This is a genomic window from Rhodobacteraceae bacterium LMO-JJ12, assembly GCA_021555075.1.
GTDB lineage: Bacteria > Pseudomonadota > Alphaproteobacteria > Rhodobacterales > Rhodobacteraceae > JAKGBX01.
Window position 1 is genome coordinate 71,012 of sequence record JAKGBX010000005.1, and the last position, 25,394, is coordinate 96,405.

General features: G+C 61.8%; 32 protein-coding genes. 13 read left to right on the forward strand and 19 right to left on the reverse strand.

Annotation, left to right across the window (positions count from 1 at the left end; translation table 11 throughout):
• Genes LZG00_20465 through LZG00_20515 form a run of 11 tightly spaced genes read right to left on the reverse strand, consistent with a single transcriptional unit; the run spans position 1 to position 8,812 of the window.
• Positions 1-1,380, reverse strand: coding sequence for a conjugal transfer protein (locus LZG00_20465; protein MCF3596365.1), 1,380 nt, complete (start codon positions 1,378-1,380; stop codon positions 1-3).
• Positions 1,377-2,045, reverse strand: a complete 669-nt coding sequence (locus LZG00_20470) for a TrbG/VirB9 family P-type conjugative transfer protein (GenBank protein MCF3596366.1) — start codon at positions 2,043-2,045, stop codon at positions 1,377-1,379. Before LZG00_20470 ends, LZG00_20465 begins: the two co-directional genes overlap by 4 nt.
• 28 nt (positions 2,046-2,073) lie before the next feature.
• On the reverse strand, positions 2,074-2,727 hold the full coding sequence (locus LZG00_20475) for a type IV secretion system protein (protein MCF3596367.1): 654 nt from the start codon (positions 2,725-2,727) through the stop codon (positions 2,074-2,076).
• 15 nt (positions 2,728-2,742) lie between these two features.
• The gene (locus LZG00_20480) at positions 2,743-3,552 is read right to left on the reverse strand and encodes a type IV secretion system protein (protein ID MCF3596368.1); all 810 of its coding nucleotides are present in this window, start codon (positions 3,550-3,552) and stop codon (positions 2,743-2,745) included.
• The gene (locus LZG00_20485) at positions 3,552-4,706 is read right to left on the reverse strand and encodes a lytic transglycosylase domain-containing protein (GenBank protein MCF3596369.1); all 1,155 of its coding nucleotides are present in this window, start codon (positions 4,704-4,706) and stop codon (positions 3,552-3,554) included. Before LZG00_20485 ends, LZG00_20480 begins: the two co-directional genes overlap by 1 nt.
• Complete coding sequence (locus tag LZG00_20490; GenBank protein MCF3596370.1) at positions 4,696-4,863, reverse strand: hypothetical protein; 168 nt, start codon at positions 4,861-4,863, stop codon at positions 4,696-4,698. Before LZG00_20490 ends, LZG00_20485 begins: the two co-directional genes overlap by 11 nt.
• Positions 4,860-7,235 carry a type IV secretion system DNA-binding domain-containing protein gene (locus tag LZG00_20495; protein ID MCF3596371.1) on the reverse strand — a complete coding sequence of 792 codons (2,376 nt, stop codon included), beginning with the start codon at positions 7,233-7,235 and terminating at the stop codon, positions 4,860-4,862. Before LZG00_20495 ends, LZG00_20490 begins: the two co-directional genes overlap by 4 nt.
• Positions 7,225-7,503, reverse strand: coding sequence for a VirB3 family type IV secretion system protein (locus tag LZG00_20500; protein ID MCF3596372.1), 279 nt, complete (start codon positions 7,501-7,503; stop codon positions 7,225-7,227). The genes LZG00_20495 and LZG00_20500 overlap by 11 nt, the downstream gene beginning before the upstream one ends.
• Complete coding sequence (locus tag LZG00_20505; GenBank protein ID MCF3596373.1) at positions 7,496-7,789, reverse strand: TrbC/VirB2 family protein; 294 nt, start codon at positions 7,787-7,789, stop codon at positions 7,496-7,498. The genes LZG00_20500 and LZG00_20505 overlap by 8 nt, the downstream gene beginning before the upstream one ends.
• A complete protein-coding gene (locus LZG00_20510) occupies positions 7,786-8,400 on the reverse strand; it encodes a lytic transglycosylase domain-containing protein (protein MCF3596374.1) in 615 nt (204 codons plus the stop codon). The genes LZG00_20505 and LZG00_20510 overlap by 4 nt, the downstream gene beginning before the upstream one ends.
• Positions 8,401-8,443: 43 nt before the next feature.
• A complete protein-coding gene (locus LZG00_20515) occupies positions 8,444-8,812 on the reverse strand; it encodes a hypothetical protein (GenBank protein MCF3596375.1) in 369 nt (122 codons plus the stop codon).
• Between the two features lie 211 nt (positions 8,813-9,023).
• On the opposite strand from LZG00_20515, the gene LZG00_20520 reads away from it, so the two are divergent.
• On the forward strand, positions 9,024-9,275 hold the full coding sequence (locus LZG00_20520; protein ID MCF3596376.1) for a hypothetical protein: 252 nt from the start codon (positions 9,024-9,026) through the stop codon (positions 9,273-9,275).
• 124 nt (positions 9,276-9,399) lie between these two features.
• Positions 9,400-9,657: a helix-turn-helix transcriptional regulator gene (locus tag LZG00_20525; GenBank protein MCF3596377.1), complete on the forward strand. Its 258-nt coding sequence runs from the start codon at positions 9,400-9,402 to the stop codon at positions 9,655-9,657.
• A 517-nt stretch (positions 9,658-10,174) separates the two neighbouring features.
• On the opposite strand, the gene LZG00_20530 is transcribed toward LZG00_20525, so the two are convergent.
• The 6 genes from LZG00_20530 to LZG00_20555 all read right to left on the reverse strand — a co-directional run bounded on the left by LZG00_20530 (position 10,175) and on the right by LZG00_20555 (position 14,226).
• Entirely contained in the window at positions 10,175-10,870 is a 696-nt protein-coding gene (locus LZG00_20530; protein MCF3596378.1) for a hypothetical protein, read from the reverse strand.
• 353 nt (positions 10,871-11,223) lie between these two features.
• On the reverse strand, positions 11,224-11,535 hold the full coding sequence (locus LZG00_20535; protein MCF3596379.1) for an STAS/SEC14 domain-containing protein: 312 nt from the start codon (positions 11,533-11,535) through the stop codon (positions 11,224-11,226).
• Positions 11,507-12,472, reverse strand: coding sequence for a cation diffusion facilitator family transporter (locus LZG00_20540; protein MCF3596380.1), 966 nt, complete (start codon positions 12,470-12,472; stop codon positions 11,507-11,509). Before LZG00_20540 ends, LZG00_20535 begins: the two co-directional genes overlap by 29 nt.
• Entirely contained in the window at positions 12,462-13,025 is a 564-nt protein-coding gene (locus tag LZG00_20545) for a transglutaminase-like domain-containing protein (protein ID MCF3596381.1), read from the reverse strand. The genes LZG00_20540 and LZG00_20545 overlap by 11 nt, the downstream gene beginning before the upstream one ends.
• 69 nt (positions 13,026-13,094) lie before the next feature.
• Positions 13,095-13,715 carry a cation transporter gene (locus LZG00_20550; GenBank protein ID MCF3596382.1) on the reverse strand — a complete coding sequence of 207 codons (621 nt, stop codon included), beginning with the start codon at positions 13,713-13,715 and terminating at the stop codon, positions 13,095-13,097.
• 82 nt (positions 13,716-13,797) lie between these two features.
• Complete coding sequence (locus LZG00_20555) at positions 13,798-14,226, reverse strand: helix-turn-helix domain-containing protein (GenBank protein ID MCF3596383.1); 429 nt, start codon at positions 14,224-14,226, stop codon at positions 13,798-13,800.
• Positions 14,227-14,439: 213 nt separating this feature from the next.
• Between LZG00_20555 and LZG00_20560 the strand changes: the two genes are divergently transcribed.
• From LZG00_20560 to lnt, 10 genes are read left to right on the forward strand one after another with little or no spacing between them, the layout of a single operon-like run.
• The gene (locus LZG00_20560) at positions 14,440-15,006 is read left to right on the forward strand and encodes an SCO family protein (GenBank protein MCF3596384.1); all 567 of its coding nucleotides are present in this window, start codon (positions 14,440-14,442) and stop codon (positions 15,004-15,006) included.
• Between the two features lie 5 nt (positions 15,007-15,011).
• Complete coding sequence (locus tag LZG00_20565; protein MCF3596385.1) at positions 15,012-15,434, forward strand: disulfide bond formation protein B; 423 nt, start codon at positions 15,012-15,014, stop codon at positions 15,432-15,434.
• Complete coding sequence (locus LZG00_20570; protein MCF3596386.1) at positions 15,431-16,090, forward strand: thioredoxin domain-containing protein; 660 nt, start codon at positions 15,431-15,433, stop codon at positions 16,088-16,090. The genes LZG00_20565 and LZG00_20570 overlap by 4 nt, the downstream gene beginning before the upstream one ends.
• A gap of 25 nt (positions 16,091-16,115) precedes the next feature.
• Positions 16,116-16,583 carry a copper chaperone PCu(A)C gene (locus LZG00_20575; protein ID MCF3596387.1) on the forward strand — a complete coding sequence of 156 codons (468 nt, stop codon included), beginning with the start codon at positions 16,116-16,118 and terminating at the stop codon, positions 16,581-16,583.
• Complete coding sequence (locus LZG00_20580; GenBank protein ID MCF3596388.1) at positions 16,583-17,209, forward strand: SCO family protein; 627 nt, start codon at positions 16,583-16,585, stop codon at positions 17,207-17,209. The genes LZG00_20575 and LZG00_20580 overlap by 1 nt, the downstream gene beginning before the upstream one ends.
• Positions 17,206-18,579: a M23 family metallopeptidase gene (locus LZG00_20585; GenBank protein ID MCF3596389.1), complete on the forward strand. Its 1,374-nt coding sequence runs from the start codon at positions 17,206-17,208 to the stop codon at positions 18,577-18,579. Before LZG00_20580 ends, LZG00_20585 begins: the two co-directional genes overlap by 4 nt.
• 3 nt (positions 18,580-18,582) lie before the next feature.
• Positions 18,583-19,041 carry a DUF411 domain-containing protein gene (locus LZG00_20590; protein MCF3596390.1) on the forward strand — a complete coding sequence of 153 codons (459 nt, stop codon included), beginning with the start codon at positions 18,583-18,585 and terminating at the stop codon, positions 19,039-19,041.
• A gap of 22 nt (positions 19,042-19,063) precedes the next feature.
• Positions 19,064-19,846: a ZIP family metal transporter gene (locus LZG00_20595; protein ID MCF3596391.1), complete on the forward strand. Its 783-nt coding sequence runs from the start codon at positions 19,064-19,066 to the stop codon at positions 19,844-19,846.
• A 4-nt stretch (positions 19,847-19,850) separates the two neighbouring features.
• Positions 19,851-20,324: a signal peptidase II gene (gene lspA / locus LZG00_20600; protein ID MCF3596392.1), complete on the forward strand. Its 474-nt coding sequence runs from the start codon at positions 19,851-19,853 to the stop codon at positions 20,322-20,324.
• Positions 20,321-21,892 (forward strand): apolipoprotein N-acyltransferase, encoded by a 1,572-nt coding sequence (gene lnt / locus LZG00_20605; protein ID MCF3596393.1) that lies wholly within the window; start codon positions 20,321-20,323, stop codon positions 21,890-21,892. The genes lspA and lnt overlap by 4 nt, the downstream gene beginning before the upstream one ends.
• Before the next feature lie 261 nt (positions 21,893-22,153).
• On the opposite strand, the gene mntR is transcribed toward lnt, so the two are convergent.
• On the reverse strand, positions 22,154-22,612 hold the full coding sequence (mntR, locus tag LZG00_20610; GenBank protein MCF3596394.1) for a manganese-binding transcriptional regulator MntR: 459 nt from the start codon (positions 22,610-22,612) through the stop codon (positions 22,154-22,156).
• A 97-nt stretch (positions 22,613-22,709) separates the two neighbouring features.
• Between mntR and LZG00_20615 the strand changes: the two genes are divergently transcribed.
• On the forward strand, positions 22,710-22,985 hold the full coding sequence (locus LZG00_20615) for a hypothetical protein (protein MCF3596395.1): 276 nt from the start codon (positions 22,710-22,712) through the stop codon (positions 22,983-22,985).
• On the opposite strand, the gene LZG00_20620 is transcribed toward LZG00_20615, so the two are convergent.
• Complete coding sequence (locus tag LZG00_20620; GenBank protein ID MCF3596396.1) at positions 22,979-25,333, reverse strand: cation-translocating P-type ATPase; 2,355 nt, start codon at positions 25,331-25,333, stop codon at positions 22,979-22,981. The two genes, LZG00_20615 and LZG00_20620, sit on opposite strands and share 7 nt — an antisense overlap.
• Between the last annotated feature and the right edge of the window lie 61 nt (positions 25,334-25,394).

Sequence of the window (25,394 nt, forward strand, 5' to 3'; positions counted from 1 at the left end):
TCAGAATATCTCCAGATCGCGGTCGACCATGACCGTGACGCGGGCGCCCTGGTCGACATAGATGACGGGGCCGATGGAGAGGTAATCGCCTATGACGCTGTCCGTGGCATCTGCCAGATCATCGCCAACGTCTTCGAGAGCGTCGGCGGCAGTCTCATCCTGGACTTCGGAGGCGGCAGCACTGGGTGCTGCTGAGATCAGCGAGATCAGGGCGGCCGACCCGAAACGCTCGGCGAAGCGTGTGTCCACGAAACCGGTGACGCCAGAACGGCCCAGTTCATCACCTCCGAAGGAGCTGATCTGGACGGTCTGGCCCGCGGGCAGGATGATCCGGTCCCAGGCGATGGTGACCCGGCGCTGCGCGATATCGACGCCAGCGCGGTAGCGCCCGATGAGACGGGATCCGCGGGGGATCAAGAGGCGCGCGCCATCGACGCTGTAGACATCCTCGGACACCACGGCACGGGTCTGGCCGGGCAGGGAGCTGTCAAGGGCAGTTTCCATGACGGCCTGGATCATGGTGCCCTGTAGAATCGTGTTGGAGGGATTGGCGATCACCTCGGCCTGCGTCACGGTAGAGGGCAGCGCCCCGTTCAGCACGAAATCCGTCACCTCGCCAAAAGTGCGTTCGGTCAGAGCCGTTTCATTCGCTCCGGAGGCACCGCCAAAAGCGATGGTCGGCGAGGCGATGCGCCGCTCCTGGAAGGCGCGTTCCTCCGCGGCGCGGCGTTCAAGTTCCGCGAGCCGTCTTGCTTCTTCCTCGCGCCGGAGCCGCTCTTCTTCCCGCGCGCGTAACTCGTCCTCGGTGGGCCCGATGGGTGCCGGAAGGGGCCGGTTGGCCTCAAGCTGCGCGAGCTCAAGGTCCATGCGGAGTTGCTCCAGTTCGCGGTCGCGCGCCGTGAGCTCATCGCGAAACTGCTGTTGCGCGGTTTCCGACGCGGCTTGTAGTGCCGCGATCTTAGCGGTCAGCGCGTCGATCGCCTCTGCGGCGGCGGTGTCTTCCTCGACGACCGGTTCAGGGGCGTTGCGCAACTCCTCGATCTGGGCCTGCAGGGCGGTGATCTGCGCCAGAAGCTCGGCATTGGGCTCAACGGGGTCTGGTCCGACGAACACAACCTCGGGCTCGGGCGGGGGCAAGGTCTCGATGGCGCCAAAGCCGTCCCCCTCGTTTTGGAAGACGTCTGGGGTGGCCGTCGGCAAGGCTTCCTCTTCGTCGGGCTGTGAGAGGAGATAAAGCAGGGCACCACCTGCGCCGATGACGAGGACCACGACCAGCGCGAGAAGGGGCGACCGGCGCTGCGCCGCTATGGGGGCGCGGGCACTGCCTTTCTCCAGGGCGGCGAGGCGTTTTTCCAGCTCGGTGTTCCCGGTATCGCTCATGAGGCGGCCTCCGCGGGCGGGATCGCCTCGATGCAGACCACCTCTTCGCCAAGTCGCAGAACCCATTGGCGGTTTACGCCGCTGACGCGGATCACGCCGTCTTCAGGGGTTTGCGTGTTGACCGTGCGCTCGCGGCCGCCCGCGTAGCGGAAGATCGCTGGCACAGGTGCGTTCCGCGGAAACGCGAAATACGTGAACGTCCCGTCATCCCAGATGCGCGTTGGCGTGAACTCGGTCCGCGCGCTGGCACCGTAGTTGTAGTTCGGCGCTTGGGCCGCGATGGCCCGGGTCGGGCGCGCAGCGTCGTCCGGATAGCGGAACTGCACCACGTAGAAGGTTGGGCTGCGGACCTCCTGGACGTTGAAGTAGTAGCTCCGGCGGTTCGTATAGACTGTCACATTGGTATGCACCCCGCGCGCCACAGGCTTGATCGCGAAGGCCTGACCGCCCGGGACGCCGTCGATCTCGAAGCCCTCGGTGTCGCCCGCGATGATTGAGCGGATGCTTTCGCCCTCGCCGAACTCGATGGTGGTCACATGGGTGAGCGACACGCTGAGACGGTAGACCTGACCCTCCTGGTAGGTGGCCAAGCGCACGCGGCTGTCATTTGGGCCACCGCGCGGGATGGCTTCGGCAAAGGCAAGGCTGGGCAGCAAGACAAACATGGCAGCAACAAAGACCCTATTGATCAAACTAATTCTCCAATCTGTCGGAGCGGATGGAATATTCGAGGACGGTGAAGCCGAAGGGATTGGTCCAGACCTCATCGATGGAGCGACGGGTTTCGGGGCGGAACTCGAAGAGAAGCGTGGCGGTGAAGAGCCCGGTCTGGGTGCCGTTGATGGAGGTCAGCCGCTTGCGCAAGCGCACAGTGGCGCGGTTGGATCCGATCCGGTTGATGCTGAGGATTTCCACGTCGAGCCTGGCGTTGGGGCCATAGACGGTCGGCGGGTAGTTCTCGTTGGCGCTGTTCCAGATCTGGCGCAGCCTGCTCTCGGCGGCCCCGTCCGAGCGGCGCAGGACGCTGCGGATGCGCAGATCGTTATCGAGCTGATTGTAGATCTCCCGGTCGGTCACATAGCGGAAGACCTCCGCCTCGATGATCGCCTGGTTGGCTGTGACAGACGTCGCGCCCACCGAAGCCTCGGGCAGGGCAAAGCCGGTGGCGGGATCATAGGGCACGACCACAGGCGGCGGATCGACATCGAGGATCGCGACAGCCGCCGCGCTCAGGCATCCGAGAATGCCGAAGATGAGCCCGATGAGCCCAAGGCGCTGCCAGAGGCGTTCACGGCGCAGAGCACCATAGACCAGCTCTTCTTCGATGATTTCCTGTTCACTCGCCACGCGTCATGCCTCAAATCAGTCTGCGCGCAGGTCCGGCAGCGTAAAGTCCATGAAGCGCTGCTCTTCGGCGATGGTGGCGGCATCGATCACGCCGCCTGTGCCATCGCCCACGGTCTGCACCGCTTCGAGCTGCCACATGGCGACCAGCGCGATGGCCAGTTCCGCCGTGACGCGGGTGTTGAGATCGACGCTTTCCTTCAGCTCATCCATGTCGTCGATGAGCCCGACAAGGCGGTCCACCCGCTCGAGCGATTGGCCGGCATCCTCATAGCTGTTCTGGGCGGCGGCCGAGACAAGGGCACCGGTGGTGGCCTGCGTCGCCACGCGGTTGGCCCCGGGATTGCCGCTGGTGGCCATTTCCGAGAGGGTGTCATCGTCAAATCCGAGATCGGCCAGCACCCGGTCCATCTGTGTTTCGATCTCGCCTGCGCCAGAACCGGACAGGCCGGAGAAATCCCCAGTCTTGATCGCCTCAATCGTGGCGAGGATGTCGCCGAACTCCTGGTCGAGCAGACCATTCAACTCGTCTTCCATTTCCGTCCGGATGATCTCCGGCAGTTCGGCGAGGCGGGTGAGGGCCTCGTAGGTTCTTTGCAGCTCCGCGAGTTGGTCCGTGAGAAGGCCGAGCTGTTCGCGGAGCTGCGTCAGCTGCTCGTTTTGCAAGATCTCGTCCTCGATCATCTGCCGCAGCTGCTGGATGTTTTGCGCGATGTTCTGGGTATCGACGACGGGCACGCCTTGCGCGAGGACGGGGGATAGGGCGCCAAGATGCAGACCAACCCCAAGTGTCGTGGCCAAAGCTGTCCTCAAGAGCAGATGTCCCATCATTCAATCTCCCTGATCGTAAAATCCATGAACGCGCCTTCGGCCATGCGGGCGCTGGCCTGGGCCAGCTCTTCGGCGGAGAGCACGCGGGTGCGGGCGGCCTGAAGCCGGATGCGGGCGGCCACGAGACGCACGAGTTCGGCGCGGGCATAAGTGTTGAGCGCAACGCTCTCCTGCACATCCTCGGTCTCGGAAATCCGTTCGACGATATCCGCAATACGTAGGGCGGCTTGCCTGATCGCGGCGGGTGAGTTGTTGCCATAGAAGGCCGCGCCGTGCCCAGTGAGCGAGAGGTTGGCATTGGCCAGAAGCGCGGGGTCGATCGTGCCAAGCGCTTCGATCCCGCCGATACGGGTCAAATAGAGGTTATAGCGTTCGGGGATCACCTGGACGTAGTGCTGGGTCTCGCGAAAGGGTGGCACGCCGCCATACTCGAAAACCCGGCCGGGTCCCGCGTTATAGGCCGCGAGCGCATTGATGATATTGCCGTCGAAGGTGTTGAGCTGTGTCGCGAGATAGCGTGCACCGCCATGCACCTGCAGGTAGGGGCTGTCATAGTATTCCGGATTGATGCCCAGATCGCTGGCGGTACCGGGCATGATCTGGGTGAGGCCAAAGGCGCCGACGGGAGAGCGTGCACCGATGGTGAAACGGCTTTCCTGCCAGATCAGCGCCTGTAGGAGTGCGCGCCATTGGACCGGGGAGAGGCCCGCGCGGCCAACGCCGGCAAAGCCGCTGGTCTCCTGAGCCACGCGGATAATGAGCTGCTCGATGTTTTCCGCCGCATCCCCGAACATCTGCGCACCGCCGGGATTGGGGTCGATGTCGGCATTGCCATAGACCGCCTCGACTGACCGGGCCGGATCCCCGCTGCCGCTTTCCAGCCCCGAGACCATAGCCGGCAAGCCCTGACCGCCGAAGCTGGTCTGGGCATCGAGGATGCGTTGCAGGGTTTCCAGCTGCTCCCGTTCGATCTCGGCAATGAGTTCGCGCACGGCAAGCTTGTCGGCCTGAACGGCCAAGTCAGCCTCGCGATCGCCAGTCTCGACGATGTCACGCGCGGTCAGCCCACTGTCATTGGTCGGCACGCCTTGAGACAAAGCGAGACCGGGCAGCAGGCAAAGGGCCAGGATATGAGGCAGGCTAGACTTCAATGTCGCCCTCCGGTGCGCCAAGGGGCGTGAAGGTGCAATCAGGCGAGATGGCTGTCGTGGAGGCGAGGAAGGTGAAGCAATTGGCCTGCGGTTCCTGGTACTGGGCACAGGAGGCCAACGCACCGAGCGCGGCAACGAACATCAAAATACGGGTCATGAAAGCCTCCAGAAATCAGGGCGGTCGCGGTAATCGGCGCCGACAAGCGCTTCGCCCTTTTCCATGCCGCCAAGGATGGTGAGATTGGGTCCAAGCGCGCTCAGATCGGCATCGACGACGATCGAGCCCTGATCGTCGCGGATCAGCGCCAAGCGGCTGTTGCTGCCCGTGTTGAGAAGGACATCGAGCTCCTTCTCCGTGAGGTTCAGCATGGCGTAGTCCGCTGGCTGCGCGCGGATATTGGGGAGCAGGATCTGCGTCGGCACCGCCTCGATGATGGTCTTGCCGGTCCGGGTGCGCTCGAGCTGGCTTGCGTATTGCGTCATCATCACCGCGACCGTGTTCTGTTTGCGCGCTGTCACCAGCCAGTTCGACAGCCGCTCGGCGAAATACGCGTTATCGAGGGCCTTCCAGGCCTCGTCGATCACGATGATGGTGGGGCGGCGGTCCTCGATTTCGCGCTCGACCCGGCGGAAGAGATAGGACAGGACCGCCATCCGTTCCTTGTCGGCCTCGCTGTCGAGAATGCCGGTCAGATCGAAGCCCACCACATCGCCCTTGAGCGAGAACGTGTCCTCGAGGCTCTGCCCGAAGATCCAGCCATAGCGGCCGTCCTCGGTCCATTCGAGCAGGCGCTGGTGCAGATCGCCGCCATCGTCGGTGGACACAAAAAGCGATGCGAAATCCCGCCAGTTCCGCAGGGCCGGGTTTGTGGCCTGCGCGTTCTGGCGCACGACTTCCTGGATGCGATTGGTCTGGGCAGGAGTGAGCGGCTTGTCGGCGCGGTAGAGCAGGGTGGCAAGCCAGTCCGAGAGCCAGGCGGTGCCGCGCGCATCGGTCTCGGTCCAGAGCGGGTTGAGGCCCGTGGGCTGACCGGCGTTCAGGGACGCGTAGCGCCCGCCATTGGCGCGGACCGCCATCTCCATACCAAGACGGTAATCGAAGACGAAGATCCGCGCGCCTGCGCGACGGGCTTGCGTCATCAGAAAGGCGGACAGCACCGATTTGCCCGACCCGGGCCGACCCATGATCAGGGTATGCCCGCTGGTCGGTTCTTTGTCCGGGCTGCCCTGCTCGTGGTAGGAAAACCGGTAGGCGCTCTGCTCCGGCGTGGGCAAATAAGTGACGACCCGGCCCCAAGGGGTAAGTGCTGCGGGTTTGCCGAGCTGCGTCCGGTGGAAGGCCGCAAAATCCGCGAAGTTGCGATTGGTGACGGCGCTCGCGCGGACACGCTTGGGCTGGTTGCCGGGGTGCTGGCTGAGGTAATGGGCCTTTGCGGCGACCCGCTCGCCGATCATTTTCACGCCCTCGGTCGCGGCGGCATTCACGATCTCGGCGCTGAGCGTCTGCAGCTCTTCGAGCGTTTCGCAGAAGATCGTCACGACCATGTGGTGCTCACCGAAGCTCTGGCGTTTGGCCTCCAGATCATCGGCGGCGATGTCGAGCGCTTCCATAAGCGATAGGGCGGCGTCCTGGCTCGCCTGCATCTGGCGCTTTTGCCGCTTGATGCGGCCCGCCATGAGGTTCGAATTGATCGGCGTGAAGGAGTGCGTCACGATCATGTCGACTGGCAGGTTCAGCATGTCGAACATGGTGCAGGAGGTGCCTTCCGAGTATTCTCCGATGGTGAAGCTCTTGCCGTAGCGGTGGCCCACGACGCCCTCGGAGAGCTCGAAATGGTCGCCGTGAAACGTCACGCGGGTATTGGCGACGTTGAAGGACAGAAAGCCGTAGGTGTTGGCCGGGTAGAGCGGCAGCTCGGTGCCCGTGTTCAGCGCGCCCAAAAATCCCACCAACTCTCCCGATCCTGCTGACAGCAGGCGCGGCTTGAGCTCGGTAAGCCCCGAGAGGAAGACGTTCACGGCCTCACCGAGGCGCTGCAGGCGTTTGCGGGTCTCCTCCTTCAGTCGGTCCGGCGCGCTGCGGCTCAGGAACGGCAGGAGGCTTTTCGGGGGCGGACGGTGAATGACGGTGAGCGTCAGCGTCTTGTCGCGCAGCCCGCTGGTCTCGAGTTTTGCGCGCCAGCGCCGGTCCACCTCGCCTGCGAAGCTGTCCTCACGGATCGGGTCGAGATCAGGTTTGATGGCCTTGGAGACCTTGTGGACGTAATAGCTGAATTCCGGCCCGAGCTGCGCGACGATGCGGGCAAAAAGCGCCGTCACCTTGTCGAGATAGGCATCGTCGGTCGTGTAGCTGTTGATCCCCTCGAGCCGAATGCAGCGGAAGAGTTCGTTCACCCGGGTCCGCACGGTCTGGTCGTCGACGAGGCTTACATAGGGCAGCATATGCGCGAGGCGGGTCTCGCGCGCATACCAGTCTGGCGTCATTGTGCGGGCATCGAGCGCAGCACCACGGGCGTCATCACGGGGCATAGCTGTCCCCGCCATGGATGGACCTGTTGCGCGTGGGCGGTGTCTCCTGCAGGGCCGTCATCATCACGTCGATGAAACGCGGGTCCCAATCTGCGGCCTTCCACAGCACCGGATAGAGCAGGGCGGCGAAACCCAGCACCGCGATGTGCTGGACCCAGACGAACAAGAGCACAGAGCCGAAGAGCCAAACCATCGCGTACATGATGGGCAGGCCCAGAAGCTTCGGCGGGCGCACGAGGCCCAGAAAGAGGGGCGAGCGTTCAGCCACCGGCGAAGACCGCGGCAACAATGGTGGGAGCGGCGGCAACACCAGCGATGCCCACGAGGACCCAAAGCGCTTGGCGCAGGTCGATGATGTTGAAGAACCAGCTCAAGAAAACGCCGAGGACCGCGAGTGTGGCGATGACCACACCAAGAGGGCCGGTCAGCGCATCGACAATGCCCTGCAACAAGCTCTGGATCGGGGAGAGATCGATGCTCTGTGCAAGGGCGGGCTCGGCAATGAACAGGAATAGCGCCAGCGAGGCGACAAAGAGGTTTGAAATCTGTTTCACGAATTTGATCCTTCCAATCGGGCCACGACGGCCATGACACGGGCCACGTGGTTCTGGGTTTCTCGGTAAGGGGGAATGCCACCGTGTTGGCGCACGGCGTCGGGACCGGCGTTGTAGGCCGCCAGCGCCAGATGCGGATCGCCGAAGCGCTCCAGCATCATCGCGAGGTAGCGGGCAGAGCCGTCGAGGTTCTGCAGCGGATCACGCGGGTCGACGCCCAGATCACGCGCCGTCGCTGGCATCAATTGACCAAGGCCAATGGCACCTGCACTTGAAATCGCATCCTGCCGGTAGGCGCTCTCAACCTCGATATTGGCTCGATAGAGAGCTAGCCAATCCGTCACGGAAAGCCCCGCGCGACGCAGGCCGGGATGGCCGGCATAGCGCAAGGCCGTGGTCTGAATCCCGGAGAGGACATCGGCGCGGGGCAGGGGAGTCGGGCGGGCAAGGGCCGCGACTTGGACGCCCTCTTGCTCGGCCTCTACCTCGCCGAAGATCGCGATCCCATCGGAGGCCGAACTCTGACCAATCCCTTCATTGTAGTTTCGAGCAAAGCTGCTCTGAGAGCGGGACGGGGTCAGGGAGCCGTCGCTCTCCATGACCAGGACCATTTGCGCTGAGGCAGGTGCTGCGACCAGCCAGAGACAGACGAGGTTAGCTGCCAGCGCCCTTGTCTGATGGGGCTTTGTCTGGCGGCGCAAATTTGTGCGTACGGCTTGTCCCCGCCTCAAGCGGCAGGTCGACATGCGCAAAACCAAGGCCAATGAAGAAAGACACCACGCCGGAGATCGTCTTGAACTCGCGGATCTTGATATCGTTGTAGGTCGTCCGCGTGCGGGCGGTGACGAGGAGCTTTTCCACCCCGTCATCAGAGACAACACGCATGATCCAGACCCCGTAATAGCTGGGGCCTTTCTTGTGTGCCGACTCTTGGCACAGGATTTCTGCGCTATAGCCGCTTTCCACGAGTTCGCGGAACCTGGCTTCCGTAACCACATTTGGTGCTTCGATGTCCCAGTTCATGGCCCGGCTCACGCTTTCTCCAATGGCGCGACCCCAGGCATTCCTACTTGAAGCCCAGAGTTACGATAGTATATTATCAACCGCAAGATGTAATATCGTGCTTTGGCTGTAGTTTGGTTACGCAAAACACTAGTCACGGCCAGTGTCCGCGATCAAGGAGATAACAGGTTTGAGAAACCCAAGGTTGACATGCCTGCTCCCATTGCAAGCTATGGCCCTTCTGATCTGCGTTCCTGGGCCGGTTTTGGCGGAATCCTGCTTTGCGCCATCCCGTCCTTTCCTGCCAAGCGATTCGCAGGCCGCGCGGGACTATGCGGATATCATCCGCGGCGACTTCGAAGATTACATTCAGGATATCCAGAGCTACTTCCGTTGCCTCGACGGTGAACGGGCCCGCGCCTTCGAGGAAGCGCGCGAAGTCAGCGAGGAATATGGCCGGTTCCTGCAATTGGTAGGGGATTGATGGGCAACCTCGGGAGCATCAGACTTGCAGCCCATGGAAACCAGACGCCGATAACACCCTCATATATCTACTTTTTAGATAACAGATTTCATCCGCTAGCGACGTCACAAAAGGTATGTGACGCGTGGCAAAGACAATCAGAAGCAAGGGACAAGTGGCACTCTGTCAGGCGTTGGTCGACGCCCGTGTCAAAGCGGGCCTTGGTCAGAAAGACCTGGCAGACAGGCTCAGATGCCACCAGTCCCTTATTGCCCGCCTTGAGAGCGGCCAGCGCCGGGTCGACGTTGTCGAGCTGGTCGTCTTGGCGCGCGCCATCGGCTTTGACCCGTTCGAGGTTCTGGCGATCGTTGAAGCCGCCACGGAGCCCGACCACAGGATTTGAAGCCAATGAATTGTTGAGAACACGGGAACCCACTTTCCCGGTCTGATGATCATTTCCTCATCGAGGACCAGTTAGCCAACATCAAAGAAGCCCGGCGCGCGGTCGTAGTGAACGCTCTGCAACCCCACGCCGCAATTCGCAGCGCCGCAGTGCAGGAAGCCAGTAAACAGTGAACGAAGATAAGGGTGAGGGCGTCGCGATCGCCAATCTGATCGGGACCGATGGGTGCAGTGTTGTTGGTTGGGTTTATCGCTGGAGGACAGGCTCACATGCGGTGATGTGGGACGTCCAAGGGCCCCAGCCGGTATCGGAAACCCGGCCGGATATAAGTGACGAACAGAAGCAAGAAATCGACTTCGATGCGCTGACGAGGATCGGAAGAAGCGACGACGGGTGAACAGAGCGAACCCGCGGTGTTTGCCTAAACGCCAAACAGCATGTGGACCGCGAAGCGTATGCGGTGCGGTCGTGCAAGCCAAAGAAGCCGTCTTCCATGACAAATCTACGTAGCGGCAGGTCAGTAGTTCACCTGCTCGAACCCGTAGTTGCCGTCATAGTCACGCCAATCGACGAAGACGGATCGGTGATAAATGCCAGGGCAATGCTCGCCCCAACGTTCAAGTCCCACATGGGCCTCGGGCAGGGCAGTTATCGAAGATCGCTGCCATGAGAAATCGCCTTGGGTCCCGTAGGTGCCGAGGACCACGGTCGCGCTTCGGTTACAATCCCCATCGCGCCCGGACTCGTGCTGTCGTGCATACCGTACATCGAAGACGCGGATGGACCGCACGAAATTGAACTCTGGCCCGCTGATATCGATGTCCGCGCGGTCCTGAACGAGCCGCAGGGCGAGGTCGGTGGGAACGAGATTATCTACTGGCAAGGATTGAAGCGGTCGACGGCTGTCGGTTCGGTACAAGGCTTCAAAGATGCCGCCAGCGTTGTTTTGTAACCGATCGTTCTCGTAGGAGGCGCCCATGGGACAGCGCCAGATTTGCAGCGGTGGTTCGACCGGCCAAGGTGTAATCCGCCGGATAAATTCGGCGCGGGCTCGGGCGCAAGGGACGGAAGCAGGCCAGCCGCCAGACAGGCACAAGAGGATCGCGCAATCGATCGGGTATGTCTGCGCGCGGGCGGGTATTGGCAGCGAAGAACCTGTCACGGTCAAAGCGACTGCGACCGAGGGGAGGAGCTTCTTGAGTAAATGGCGCATGCTGTGGAGCCTCCGTGATAGGAGTTCAGCATACATACAATAATATACTATCGCAACGCTAAGTATAAATTCGCATAATGAAGTTTATGTTAACCAACTGGCGCCCTGAGCCGCTAAAACATTACGATTTGATAATGCCCCGGCAAGGGCAGTGCCACCGTACCAAAGTTACTCCTTTGCGAAAGGAGCGACCATGTTCAGAACTTTCGGATTGCTCTTGGGTCTCGCAACTGCTGTAGTTCTTTTGTTTATGGTTTCGAACAGATGCTGTCTTCTGCGAAGGCATCTGATTGAAAGCTACTCTACCTTTCACTTGCCCAGGCGATTGCCGCCTTCATTTCCGCCGGGTCGAACTAACGGAGTTCTGCCGTGGTCAGCACGTCGGCGAACCTGGTTCCCCACTCCAACAAAGCCCCTTCGCCCACCACAGCGACGCGGCGGAAGTCATTCCTATGGGCTGTGTCGATTTTCAGATCTTCGAGCAGAGCGGACGGCCCATCGTAGCCTTCGAACCTCGTGAGATCGAGAACCAGGCCGGGCTTACTTGTCTCTTGCAGGCGCTCATGAAGCAGGGCGTGCATCCGTTTCAGGTCGCTTTCGCTGAGCTTGCCCTCGCAGGCGAGGCCAATCGTGTCGTCATGAGCTGTCAGTGTCTCGGTGAACATGGTTTTCCTCCTCTTTTTCCGGTTTGCCGTGACCGTAAAGGTCAGCGTTTTCGTGTGCGCGGTCTTCGTGCTCAAATTCCAGACTCGAATGACCGATGCTGAAATCGTCCTTCAGCCGGTCCTTGATCGCGGCCTTGATCTTTTCGATTTGACCCCAGCCGTCCGCTGTCAGCACGACGTGGCAGTCCAGAGCCGCCTCGTGCTCCTGCATCTGCCACAGATGCACGTGATGAACGTCCGCGACACCATCCACACCCCGCATCGCCTGAACGACGGTTTCATTATCGATGTCCGGTGGACTGCCGAGCATCAGCGTCCGAATCGGACCGCCGATCTCGGTAAATGCGAGGTAGAGGATGTAGAGAGCGATGCCGATGGTGATCGCCGGGTCGACCCACCGCATGTTGTAGAGGAGGATGAGCGAGCCGCCGATGATGACCGCCACGGAGGCAAAAGCGTCCGATAGGTTGTGCAGGAAGAGCGCACGGATGTTCACGCTGCCTTTCTGCATCGAATAGGTGAGCAGCGCCGTCAACGTGTCGACGACCAGTGCCACACCGCCCAGGATCACCACCGTCCAGCCCTGTACCTCTGGTGGGTCGATCATGCGCATGCCACCCTCGTAGATCAGGTAGAAGCCGATCAGGATAAGTGTCGTGTAGTTGATGAGCGCTGCGACGATTTCTACCCGCCCATAGCCGAAGGTCATGCGCTTGTCCGCCGGGCGGCGAGCGATCTTACGCGCGAAGAAGGCGATCACCAGCGACGCCATGTCCGAGAAATTGTGGAGGGCATCCGCGATCAGCGCGAGGCTGCCGGAAAGGATCCCGCCGACGATCTGCGCGACCGTCAGGAGGCCGTTGGCCCAGATGGCGATGGAGACGCGACGATCACCGGATTGAGGATCGATGTGGGCGTGGCCGTGATCATGCGGCACGGTTCGTCTCCTCATGGCGGTGGTTCGGCCGATCGAATCCGGGGACCGGCGGCAAGATTCCGCGGCGGATGCGGCGAACCCTGGCATTCATCCAGTGACGGATGACGTGGCGATAGAGCAAGTCGCGCACAAATCCGAAGTTCTGGCGGTGATTGACCCATCCGTCGCCCAAGTCCACCTCTACCCAGGAGTGGAGGATTTCGGACGGCGCGAGGGGATAGACGAGTTCCGGAACGACGCCTCTCTGAAGCGCCTTGTGGATTGTGAACCCGTGCAGTCGGCAGCGAACTCCCACGCCACGCAGCAGGGCCATGAGGAGCGTGCCCTTGGTGTTGCACTGCCCGTGGCCATCTGCGAGGACCTCGGACGCCGGAATGTCGTCGGCGCGGTTGTAGCCGAAGGTAATCTCGTTCCTGACGAAATCGTAGATGGCCCCAATTCGGTCGTCGCTGGGAAGGTCTGCCCAGCCGCGCTCCTCGATCAGTTTTGCAATTGAGGTCGCGTCAAAATCCAGCAGCCGGGTTTTGGCCAAATGAGGGTCGGCGGGGTTCACGGGATACCTCCTCGAATCGTTCACGAGAATATGTAGTTGCTACAGTCACTGTAGCTTCAAGCCCCGATTTCAGGCCGAGTCCTTGGTTACCTGATCGTCATTGTGCACCGCCTTGTGGTGTTCACCATGCGCGTCTCTCAGGATTCCGACGCCACCCCAGGCCGCGATGCCGGCGACAATCACGCCCACGACAAGGTCCGGCCAATTCGTTCCGAGCCAGGCTACGAGCCCGCCTGCGACGACGATTCCGAGATTGGCCGCGAAGTCGTTCCAGCTGAACGTATTCGCCGCTCGGATGTTTACGTCTGGATCGCGAAGCCGTGCCAGCAGCCAGACGCAAAGTGCGTTGATGGCCGCCGCTACCAGCGCCATGACAATCATGATCGTGCCAAGAGGATCCGATCCGCCGACGTAGCGGCGCCACGCGTCATACAGGATTCCAAGGGCGAAGAGGATCAGCAGGCCGCCCGAAACGTTCGCCGCTCCGCGCTTCCACTTGGCGGAGCGGGACAGCGCGAAGAGGCTGATCGCGTAGACGAAACTGTCCGACAGATTGTCGAGGCCATTGGCGATAAGCGCGCTTGACTCGCCGAATGCGCCCGAGGCGAAGAAAGCGACTGCCAGCCCGATGTTGAGACCCAGCACGATCCAGAGTGTGCGTCTTTCCGTTGCGTTTCTCTGCTCCGCCATGCCGGGTATCCAAATTAGTGAATTGCCAATGAGTAACTAACACCGGGCTTTTTGCGTTCCGATCAAAGGTCGTCGAAATTGCTCAGGCGCCGATCTCTTCATGGTCGGTCAGGCATTCGGAATGGTCGCGCAGTACCTCGAGCACACGGCAATCAGAAGTCTGTCCGCCGCTGCACTCATGCACCATCCGCTTCAATTCCGTCCGCAGCGCCTCGAGCCGCGCCAATCGTTGCTCGACCTGTTTGAGTTGCCGACGGGCTATTGCATCCGCCTCAGCGCAGGACTTTCCCGGATGATCGCTGAGATCGAGGAGCTCACGGATCGCGTCCAACGAGAACCCCAGTTGCCGTGCGTGCCGGACGAATGACAAGCGGTCGAGTTCGGCGTCGCCATAGCGTCGTTGGCCCCCCTCGGTCCTGCCGGGCTCAGGCATAAGTCCGATCTGCTCGTAATACCGGATGGTCTGCACCTTTGTTCCGGTCTTCTTCGCCAGCGTCCCAATCGTCAGCATTTCCGCTCCCCACATTACCTACAGTGGGTGTAGCTTTATGCGGTGCGCATCACAAGCTCCACCCGAGTTTCACAGATCGGTGATTGTTGGCCGATCGATGACAATCACGCTTGAACCTACAGTAGCTAGAGGATGTAAACGCACACAAAATATAGAATCAGGTTCGGGCGGAGCGGCGTGAGGCTTTCAGGTCTTCAGAAGGTATTGTGGGTGTTGGCGGGCGCGGCGGCGTTCGTTTTCATCTGGCTGTTGCTATGGTCCGACTACCGTGCCGATCTTGCCCGCACCGAGAGTGAACCACCGTTTCTTGCTGATTTCGAACTGACCGATCATCGCGGCATGGTCCAAACGGACGAAGATTTCGCAGGGCGCTGGATGCTGGTCTTCTTTGGCTTCACCAATTGCCCCGACGTCTGTCCGACAACACTGTCCGAAGTCGCGGCCGTGATGGAGGGCCTGGGCGATGAGGCAGCAATGGTTCAGCCGATTTTCATAACGATTGATCCGGAGCGGGATACGCCGACTGCACTTGCCGAGTATGTGCCCCTGTTCGACGCAGGGATCATCGGGCTGACCGGTACACCGGAGCAGATCGCCGCGACATCCGAAACCTTTCCGATATTCTTTGAGCGGATCGAGCAGGCGACTGCGCCGGGCGGATACACGATGGGTCACACGTCGCATCTTTTCCTTTTCGACACGCAAGCAGGCTTCGCGGACTCCTGGCCCTACGGCACGCCCGCCGAAGAGATCCTCGCCGATCTGAGACAGAGGATCTGATCGTCATGACCCGACTTTCCGGAGAGACGGCCCTTGGCCTGGCCTGGATCATCGCGCTCACCGCGTCGCTTGCCGTGCTCTTCATCGGCGAGGTTCTGGGGCAGACACCTTGCGTGCTCTGCTGGTTCCAGCGTGCCTTCATGTTCCCCTTGGCCATCATCCTCGGGCTTGGGCTGTGGTGGCAGGATCGGCGCGTGGGTCGCTACGGGATCGCGCTGGCTTTGGGCGGTGCCGCCGTCGCGCTTTGGCACTTGGGCCTCTATGTCGGCGTTATCCCCGAGCGTATCCAGCCCTGCACGGCGACCGGCCCATCCTGTACCGACGACAATCAACTGGTCTTCGGCATTCCGATTCCTTTGATGGCGCTCGTCGCCTTCGCGATGATCGGTCTGCTGTCGGCTCTCTCACTGAAGGAAACACAAAAATGAAACGACGCGGCCTCATCCTGTCCGTTCTCGCGCTCGGGGTCGCCGGTTTCGGCGGTGCCGCCTGGTATGCCACCCGCCCCGACCCGATTGCCGCGTCCGATCCCATCGACCCTGAAATGGCCGACGCGCTGATCCGACCCTATTCCCCGATCCTCGGGCCCGAGGATGCGCCCGTAACCATCGTTGAATTCTTCGACCCGGCCTGCGAGGCATGCCGCGCTTTCTATCCGGTCGTCGAGGATATCATGGCGGAGCACGGAGACGCGGTGCGCGTTGTAATCCGCTATACGCCTTTTCACGGCGAGGCGTCGGTAGAAGCGATCCGTGTGCTCGAGGCGGCGCGCATGCAGGACGTGTTTGAACCTGTGCTCGAGGCAGTCTTGCGAGAGCAGCCCAGATGGGCGTCTCACGGGACCCCGGCACCCGGATTGATCCTTGAGATTGCAGCAAGCGGAGGTCTGGATGTCGAAGCTGCCCGGACACAGATGCTGGCCCCCGGTGTTGTGGCGGTGCTCAACCAGGACCGCGCCGATGTCGAGACAGTCGGGGTCCGCCAAACGCCCACGTTCTTCGTGAACGGCAAGCCTCTCGATCCGTTCGGTGAGGCCGAATTGCGGAGGCTGGTGGCAGTGGAAGTTGCGGCAAGCCAAAGCTGATTTGCGGAGGCAGGAGAAACGAGTGGTGAAGAAGTTGAGATATACCAATGCATTGGCCGTGCTTTTGACGGTTGCAGGGCTGTCGGCCCCCGCACTGGCCGGTTCGGAGGATGTCGTGGTCGAGAATGCGTGGTCCCGCGCCTCGATCGGCGTCAACAGGCCAGGTGCCGCCTATATGACCGTGCGCAACACGGGTGAAGACGCCGTTACGCTGACCGGACTTGCGACACCGCTGGCAATGATGCCCGAGATCCATGAGTCGAAAACCAACTCCGATGGCGTCAGTTCCATGGCGCCTGCAGGCGAGATCACGATTGAGCCCGGCCAAAGCGTGGCATTGGAGCCGGGCGGGTTGCACGCCATGCTCATGAAGCTGCAAGAGCCGATGACCGAAGGCGAGAATTTCCCGCTGACACTGACCTTCTCGGATGGCGGCAAGGTGACGGTCGAGGTCCCAATCCTCGGAATCGCCGCGCGTGGACCGGAGGGCTGATGCAACGTCGGCAGCTCCTTCTATACGGCGCAGCCGGTGCCGGCGTTCTTGGCCTGACGCTCTTCGTGGGCTGGTGGCGGGTGGACGGGCCCGGTGCGCCTGAACCAAAAGGGCAGCGGCCCCTGCCCCTATCGGCGATGGAGTTCCGGCTGACCGACCACGAGGAAAATGAGGTAGGGCCTGGCAACCTGATCGGTCGTCCCACAATGGTGTTTTTCGGGTTCACCTACTGCCCGGACGTCTGCCCGACGACCCTATCGGATATTTCCGGCTGGCTTGAGGAACTGGGCGACGAAGCATCAGAGATGAACGTGGTCTTCATCACGGTCGACCCGGAGCGGGACACGGTCGAGGCCATGGCCGAATATGTCGGCTATTTTCATCCGGTCATTCGTGGCTGGACGGGGCCGGAAGACCAAATTGCCCGCGCTGCAGAAGGGTTTCGTGCCTCATTTGAGCGCGTCCCGACTGAGGGCGGCGGCTATACGATGAACCATACGGCAAGCGTATTCCTGTTCGATGCCGAGGGTGAGCTCGTCACCATGATCGACTATCACGAGCAAAGAGAATTCGCGGTGCCGAAGATCCAGCGCGCACTGACAGAAGACGTAGAGGGGGCAACATGAAGATAAGAACTGTCTTGGCGGCCGTTGCGGTCGCAGGCGCATTTTCGGTGACCGCCATCGCCATCTCTGGCGTTCTGTCCAAAGAACCGGTGCCCCCTGCGATTGCTGAAGCGACCCTCTGGACTCCCAATCCGCTTGCGCCGCCTCGGATTACCGAAACCAATTCGGTCCGCCCTACACTCGCCCAGGCGGATATCGCATTCGAGTTCAGACCCCGGCCGCTCCTGACCGTTTCCCCCGCTGATACCTCCTTGCCATCTATCGAGCCCCCGCTGGTCACCTGGTCGCGGGAGATTGCGTCCGGCGAGACGCTTGATGCGGTCCTTTCCGATGCGGGGCTGGATGCTTCGGATCGCGCCGAAATCGCCTTGGCGATTGGCACGGAATACGATCTGCGCCGTCTGCGTCCGGGTCACATCATTACGGTGGTTTCCACAACGGACGACAACCCGCGTCGTGTAGAGCTCGCCGTCGAAGACGGTGTCCGGATAGAGGCGGTCTTCGGCGAACAGCTTGCCGCCCGCGTGTTGGACCCGGATCCCGAATTGGTGACTTTCGCCGGCGAGGCGGTGATCGAGAGCTCGATTTTCGCCGCCCTGAACACGGCAGACATCCCCGCCCGTTTTGCGGTGGACCTGGCGCAGATGCTGGGCGGCACCGTGGATTTCCGTCGTGATCTTGCGGGTGGCGAGACGATGCGCCTCCTTTGGCGCGAGGCCCGAGACGGGAACAAGAGGATTGGTCAGCCCGAGCTTGCCTTTGCCGCACTGGATATCGATGGCTCGGTCTATGAAATCGTCTGGCCGAACGACGGCAGCGGCCAAGCGACGATCTATGTCGACGGAGAAGTCCTGCGCGTGTTTGCGCAACCGGTCGAAGGTGCACGGCTGAGTTCTGTGTTCGGGCGCCGCACCCATCCGGTCTACGGCAATGTACGGATGCACACAGGAGTCGACTTCGCGGCGGCGCGCGGCACGCCGGTACAGGCGACGGCGCCGGGCCGCGTTAGCTTCATCGGCCGACGCGGTGGGTATGGCCGGGTCGTCGAGATCGCTCATGGCTCCGACACCCTGACGCGCTATGCGCATCTGAGCGCCGTACCGGACGGGCTCACACAAGGGCAACGCGTGATGGCCGGAGATATGATCGGGCGGGTCGGTGCGACGGGTACCGCGACAGGCCCCAACCTACATTACGAAGTGCTGGTGGACGGTCGCCCAACCGACCCTCTCTCTGACGACCGATTGGCAGAGGCGGCCGAGCGTGAAGCGGACGACACGGCCGCGCTTGAGCGACTGCGTGAGGCGCGTTCACTTCTTGCTGAGAGGCTCGCCAGCGAATTTGCACAGACGACAACCGAAAGGCTTTGATCCATGAAACGATTTACTCCCGCCCTTGCCATCGCATTTGCCTTGCTTCCTGCGGCGCAGGCCGTCGCAGAGGCGATTCAGATCGACGTCCGGAAGACAAACGGCTGCGGCTGTTGCCTGTCCTGGATGAAGCACCTCGAGGAGAATGGCTTCGCGCCGATGGGCGAGGACATGTTCGGAGGATCTCTTGTGCGCTTCAAACTCGACAATGGCGTGCCGCAGCGCATGGTCTCCTGCCATACGGCTTTGGTCGACGGCTATGTGATCGAGGGCCACGTGCCGGCGGCTGACATCCAACGCCTGCTGGAGGACCGGCCAGACGCGGTAGGCCTGGCGGTGCCGGGAATGCCCTACGGGTCGCCCGGCATGGGACCGGAGGACGACCGGGAGGCTTACGATGTCTTCCTGATCCACGAAGACGGATCGACCGAGGTCTACACCAGCTACTCGGCTCCTGACTGAACTCGCGGCAGAACCTTAACAATTGGAACCCCTCTCCCCCATAGCGCTTGGCTTTCTTGGAAGCCTGGCCGCCGGATCGCTGACCGCGGTCGGGGCGGTCCCCGTTCTTTTTGGGCGCATCCCGTCCCGGGCCACGCGCGATCTGCTGCTTGGCTTCGCGGCGGGTGTCATGCTCGCGGCTTCGTTCTTCTCGCTGATCATCCCGGCTCTCGACGCAGCTGAAGGACAGTTCGACAACGGTGCTCTCCCGGCGGCCATCGTATGTGTTGCGATCCTGCTTGGCATGGGCGCGGTCGCTCTGATGAACGAACGGCTACCGCATGAACATTTCAAGACGGGGCGGGAAGGTCCCGACGCCGCATCGCTGCGGCGCGTCTGGCTTTTCATCATCGCGATCACTATCCACAATTTTCCCGAAGGGCTTGCCGTCGGCGTCGGGTTCGGGGTTGACGGTTTGTCGGGCGGGTTGCCACTTGCGATCGGTATTGGATTACAGAATGCCCCCGAAGGTCTGGCGGTGGCGGTTTCGTTGCTCGGCGAGGGCTATTCCAGGCTTCGCGCCTGGGGCATCGCCGCTCTGACCGGTCTCGTCGAGCCCGTCGGTGGACTTCTCGGCGCAGGGATTATCAGTCTTTCGCAACCGCTGCTGCCCTGGGGTCTCGCCTTCGCAGCAGGTGCGATGCTCTACGTCATCAGCCACGAGATCATTCCGGAAACCCACCGATCCGGCCATCAGAACAGGGCGACGCTCGGCCTCGCCGTTGGTCTTGTGATCATGTTGTTCCTCGACGTCTGGCTGGGATAAGCTGATGAGAACTTGCCTCTTCGTCGGTCTGCTTGCTGCGCTGATCGCCTTTCTTGTCGATCAGGCAACGAAGGCAATCGTTGTGTCCAATGCGACTGTTCTTAGTTCCGGCGTATCGGTCTTTCCCGGCTTCAATCTCATCTACCTGCGCAATGACGGAGTGACCTTCGGGCTTCTCGGCGGCGCGCCGTGGTGGAGCCTTGTCTTACTGGCGCTTGGCATCTGCGTCTGGCTGGCGTTCATGCTGGTCCGTACCAGCAGCCGGGTCGAGGCCATTGCCTATGGTGCGATCATCGGCGGTGCACTCGGCAATATTCTGGACCGCCTGCGCTATCGTGCGGTGACGGATTTCCTCGATTTCTACATCGGGACGGCGCACTGGCCTGCCTTCAACATGGCCGATGTTTTTGTGGTTGGCGGCGTGATGCTGCTGCTCATTGCGCCGTGGGTTGGCGCTCGACTTCAGACCGATTCATGAAGCCGGGATTGCCGCAGTTCGTTAGTGAGGACCTGAACCTGTTCCAGCGCATGGGTCTTGCCCTTGCTGCCGGCGGATTGACGGTTTTGACTCTTCCGCCGTTTTCTTGGCTCATCGCGGTCCCTGTCGCCTTCTCCGTGCTCTTTATCGTTCTCCGGAACATCTCAACCTCGCGCGCTTTCCTTGTCGGTTGGGCTTTCGGACTGGGCCAATTCGGGATTGGAATTTCCTGGATCGCCGAGAGCTTTTACGTCGATGCCGAACGTTTCGGCGCACTGGCGATTCCGGCGGTCGCGGGTCTGTCCGCCGGACTTGCCATCTTCCCGGGCATGGCGGCGATGCTTTTTGCCGCCATCATGCAGCGCCGAGCTGTCGGCGGCATTGCGGCGGGCCTGCTGTTTGCAACCTGCTGGGTGGCCACGGAATGGCTGCGGGGTCATGTCCTGACAGGGTTTCCCTGGAACCTTGCCGCTTATGCCCTTGTCGACTATGCCGCCCTGCGCCAACCCGCCGCCTGGGTCGGAAGCTACGGTTTGGGCTTTCTCACGGTCTTCATCGGCATATTGCCAGGTGTGTTGACTGTGGCGGCGCCAAAGAGACGCGCGCCTGTTCTCGTGCTCTTCGCCGTTGCTGTGGCGGGTTTCTGGGTTGGCGGTGCGCTTCGGTCAGGGCAGGACGTGCCGCCGACAGACGTTGCTTTGCGCATCGTCCAAGGCAATGTGCCACAAGTCGAGAAGTGGGTACCGGGCAGCCGCCAGCGAACCTTGGAAAAATACCTGGGCTTGTCCGCGCAACCCGGACGTTTCGATTTGCTGCTTTGGCCGGAAACGGCCTTCCCCGGCTTTCTGGACGAAGATGCTGCGGCACGCGCGCGGATATCTGCAGCTTTGCCAGACGGCAGGATCCTACTGACAGGTGCGCCTGACCGAGTGGAGGGCGATGGGGGAACCAGATATTTCAACACGGTTCAGGCCTATGACGGCAGCGGCGAGGTTCTGACGGGGTATGCAAAACATCATCTTGTTCCGTTCGGGGAATATGTGCCCCTGAAAGGCTGGCTGCCCATCGAGCGGCTGACCGAAGGGTTGGGCGATTTCACGCCGGGACCAGGGCCGCGCACGCTGGCGATCCCTGGCGCGCCTCTGGTCGCGGTGGCGATCTGTTACGAGATCATCTTTCCGGGCCACGTGGTCGATGACCTTTTCCGCCCCGACTGGATATTCAACGCCACAAATGATGCCTGGTTCGGAACCAGCATCGGACCCGAGCAGCACCTCGCCTCCGCGCGGATGCGCGCGGTCGAGGAGGGACTTCCCGTGGTCCGGGCGGCCAACACTGGGATATCCGCGATCATCGACGCCAATGGAAATGTCGTCGCGCGTCTTGATACCGGGGAAACAGGCACCATTGATGCCGGCCTGCCGGGCGCGCGTACTCCAACGCCCTATGCGCGGTTCGGCGACTGGACCTTGTTGGTTCTTGTTTTTGGGTGCTGGGTCTTCGGCTGGCTGGCCAGTTTGCTCGGACGAGATCCCGATGCGCGGCATTTTGGAACGGAGGTATCCTGATGCTTGTGATCGTGAGCGCTATCGGAGGCGCGATCTGGGGTGGCTATCTGGCACGACGGAGGAGGGGGAATCACCTGGATATCCTCCAATATGCGGTAGCGTCTGCGATCGCCTTCGGACTTGTCGCCCTGTTTGCAACCATCGTGCTGTCGCGGGTTCTCGGCTAGCGAGCTTCGAAATTGCGCAAACGTGTCAGCGGCTTGAAGACCTGATAGCTCGAGGTCCCGATAGAGAATCGCGCGAATGTGCATCTAGGCGAGCTCATTTCTGATTGAGCCGTCGCTCGAACGCCTCCAATGTCGTCCCGCTGACGTGATGCTCGATCCCTTCCGCATCGCGTTCCGCGGTCTCTTCGTCGATTCCCAGGCTCAGAAGAAAGGCGACGACGACCCTGTGGCGGCGTCGACAGATCTCCGCGAGGTCCTGCCCGGCATCGGTGAGGAATATCGCGCGGTATGGCTCCCGCCGGACCAGACCAGCAGCCTTGAGCCGCGAGATGTTCTTGGTCACGGTCGGCGGCTTCACGCCAAGCCGCTCGGCGATCTCGACCGGTCTGGCCTCCCCGCGCGTCTCGATCAGTTCCGCGATCAGTTCGACGTAATCCTCCGCCATCTCGCTTTCATGTGCCTGACGCACGGTCGCAAAGCCATCGGCCTGCGCCTCGGGAGCCCGGTCGACCGCTTCGAATGGCTCACGCCCTTGTGATTGTAGCTTTGTCATACTCGGGACTTTGCAGCGAAACAGCGGGATTGACAACTTGTTTGCTTCGGGTAGATAAGTTAGCCATGTCTAACTTTTTACTTTGGAGGCCGTGGTGATGCGAAATATTATGAGAGTGCTGCTCGCCACACTCGCAAGTGCGCTCCTCCTGTCCGGACCTGTCGCCGCGACGCCGGCCAAGGAGGCGCCTTGGCTTCCCGAGGCAGCGGCCTACCGTCTGACGCTCTTTCTTGGAAATCTCGAGCCTCTGCCCTGGGACGACATCGAGACCGCCTGGACGGAACCCTACCGGGGTTCGGAATTCTCTGTCGGGGCGCTGGCGTGGCTGGACCGCAAAAGCGATATCGAGCTACCGAAACCGCCGGATCAATGACCGTGCGCCAGTGCTCCTTTCGCCATCTGCTCGCCCACCGGTTCTCCGCCTGAAGGCCCGGCCTCAACCTGATGGCCGTTCAGGAGCCGAAGTGCGTTGGCGACCACCAGCAGAGACACGCCTACATCCGCAGCAATGGCGCCCCACATTGAGGCCATACCGAACGCGGTCAGCCCGACGAACAGCGCCTTGGTCGCCAGCGATATGCCGATATTCTGGTGGATGATCGTCATGGCACGGCGCGAATGGCCGATAAGCCAGGGTACCTTGCCGATGTCGTCGGTCATCAGCGCGATGTCGGCCGTCTCGATCGCGGCATCCGATCCGACAGCGCCCATGGCGATGGCATAATGCGCCCGCGCCATGGCCGGTGCGTCATTCACACCGTCGCCGATCATCGCCACCATGTCGTGGCTTTCGACGAGTTCCTCAATGGCCGTCACCTTGTCTTCTGGCAAAAGTTCGGCGCGCACCTCGTCGATGCCGACTTCGGCTGCCACCGCGCGCGCGGTGCGTTCGTTGTCGCCCGTCAACATCACGATGGTCTTCACACCCTGCGCATGCAGACGCGCAACGATCCCCTTTGCATCTGGGCGGATGCGGTCGCGAAGCTCCAGTACGCCGGTCACGCCGGTCTCGTCACCCACGGCAACGAGGGTGCTCCCTGCCCCTTCGATCCGATCCCGCAGATCCGCCGGAATGGCATTGCCGAACCCCTTCTCTTCGGCGAAGCGATCCGAGCCGAGCCAGATAGCGCGCCCGTCGGCGCGTCCTTCCAGACCGCGCCCGGGCACGGTACGGGTGTCCTCTGCGGCAGACACGGAAACACCATCGGCTTCGGCGCGCGAGAGGATGGCGCGTGCCAGCGGGTGTGAAGACCGCGCCTCCAGGCTTGCTGCCAGCGCCATGAGATCGCGTGCGGAAACGCCGACCAGTGGGTGAACCGCCGCCACCTCAGGCTCGCCCATGGTGATCGTCCCGGTCTTGTCCATCGCCAGTGCCGTGGTCCGCCCCGGCGCCTCGACATAGGCGCCGCCCTTGATGAGCACCCCCGCCCGTGCCGACGCGGTCAGCGCTGCCACGATGGAGACCGGCGTAGAAATGACCAGCGCGCAAGGACATGCGATGACCAGAAGGACCAGAGCATTGTAGAACCAGTAGTCCCAGGCGCCGCCGAGCAGCAGTGGCGGCACCAGCGCGATGGCGATCGCCAAAGCCATCACGATGGGTGTGTAGATGCGCGCGAACTTGGCCACCCACTGTTCGACCGGCGCGCGGCGGGCATGGGCATCGCCCACCATGCGAATGATTTTCGCGAGCACCGTGTCCGAGGCGGCCTTCGTCGCCCGCACCGTCAGTGTGCCCTCGCCGTTGATCGTGCCGGCATAGACCTCGTCGCCTGGTTCCTTGGGCACTAGCGCGCTTTCCCCAGTAATTGGGGCCTGATCGACGGCCCCTGCCCCGTCCACGACCTCACCGTCGAGGGGGATCCGGTCGCCGCCGCGCACGATAAACCTTGCATTGACTGCCACGGCCGCGGCCGGAACGTCGGATTCAGATCCGTCGTCGTAAAGAACCCGCGCCGTTGGCGGCGCCAGATCGAGGAGCGCGGAAACCGCATTACGCGCCCGCCCCACGCTCCAGCTCTCAAGATAAAGCGAAAGCGAGAAGAAGAAGGCGACCGTCGCGGCCTCAAAAAACTCGCCGAGGCCGATGGCGCCCGCGACGGCCACCACCATGAGCAGGTTCATGTCGGGGCTAAGCCTCCGCGCCGAAGACCAGGCCTTGGGCGCGACAAGCCAGACGCCAAAAAGAATCGCGACGGCGAAGATCCCTGCTTCCACCATAGGCATAGGCACCTCGCCATGGCCCGCAAAGAGCCCGAGCGCGCCGCCCATGCCGGTCTCGACAATGTGAAAAAGGAATCCCGCCGCCCAGAAGCCGCCGCTCAACGAGGTAAAGCGCTTCTGACGTGCCAGATGCGCCGCCTGGTCCTCTGCTGCGTTGTCGGCATCCCATGGCTTGGCGCTCATGCCGGTCGTTGCGACCAACTGCGTGACTTCGTCGTCTGGTATCCTCTCGGCGCTATCGAGGATGGTCATTCGCCCGTTGATCACGTCGAATGCCAGGTGTTCGGTTCCGCCCACTTTCGGCCCGACAACCCGGTTCAGGATCGCCACCTCTTCGGCGCAATCGAGCCCGGAGACCTGAAAGCTCCTTCCGCCAGACGGCGCTGGCGCCGTGGACGCGACGTCCTTGCTGGCGTCGCAACAGGAGTTGCCTCTTGGGTCAGAATGCTCTTGATCACCCGGATGGCCGTGATCGTTGCGGTTGCCGTCGGAAGACATGGATTGACCTCAGGATTCATTGATTCCACATTGACATAGCCCCTACAGTAACTAGAGCTTC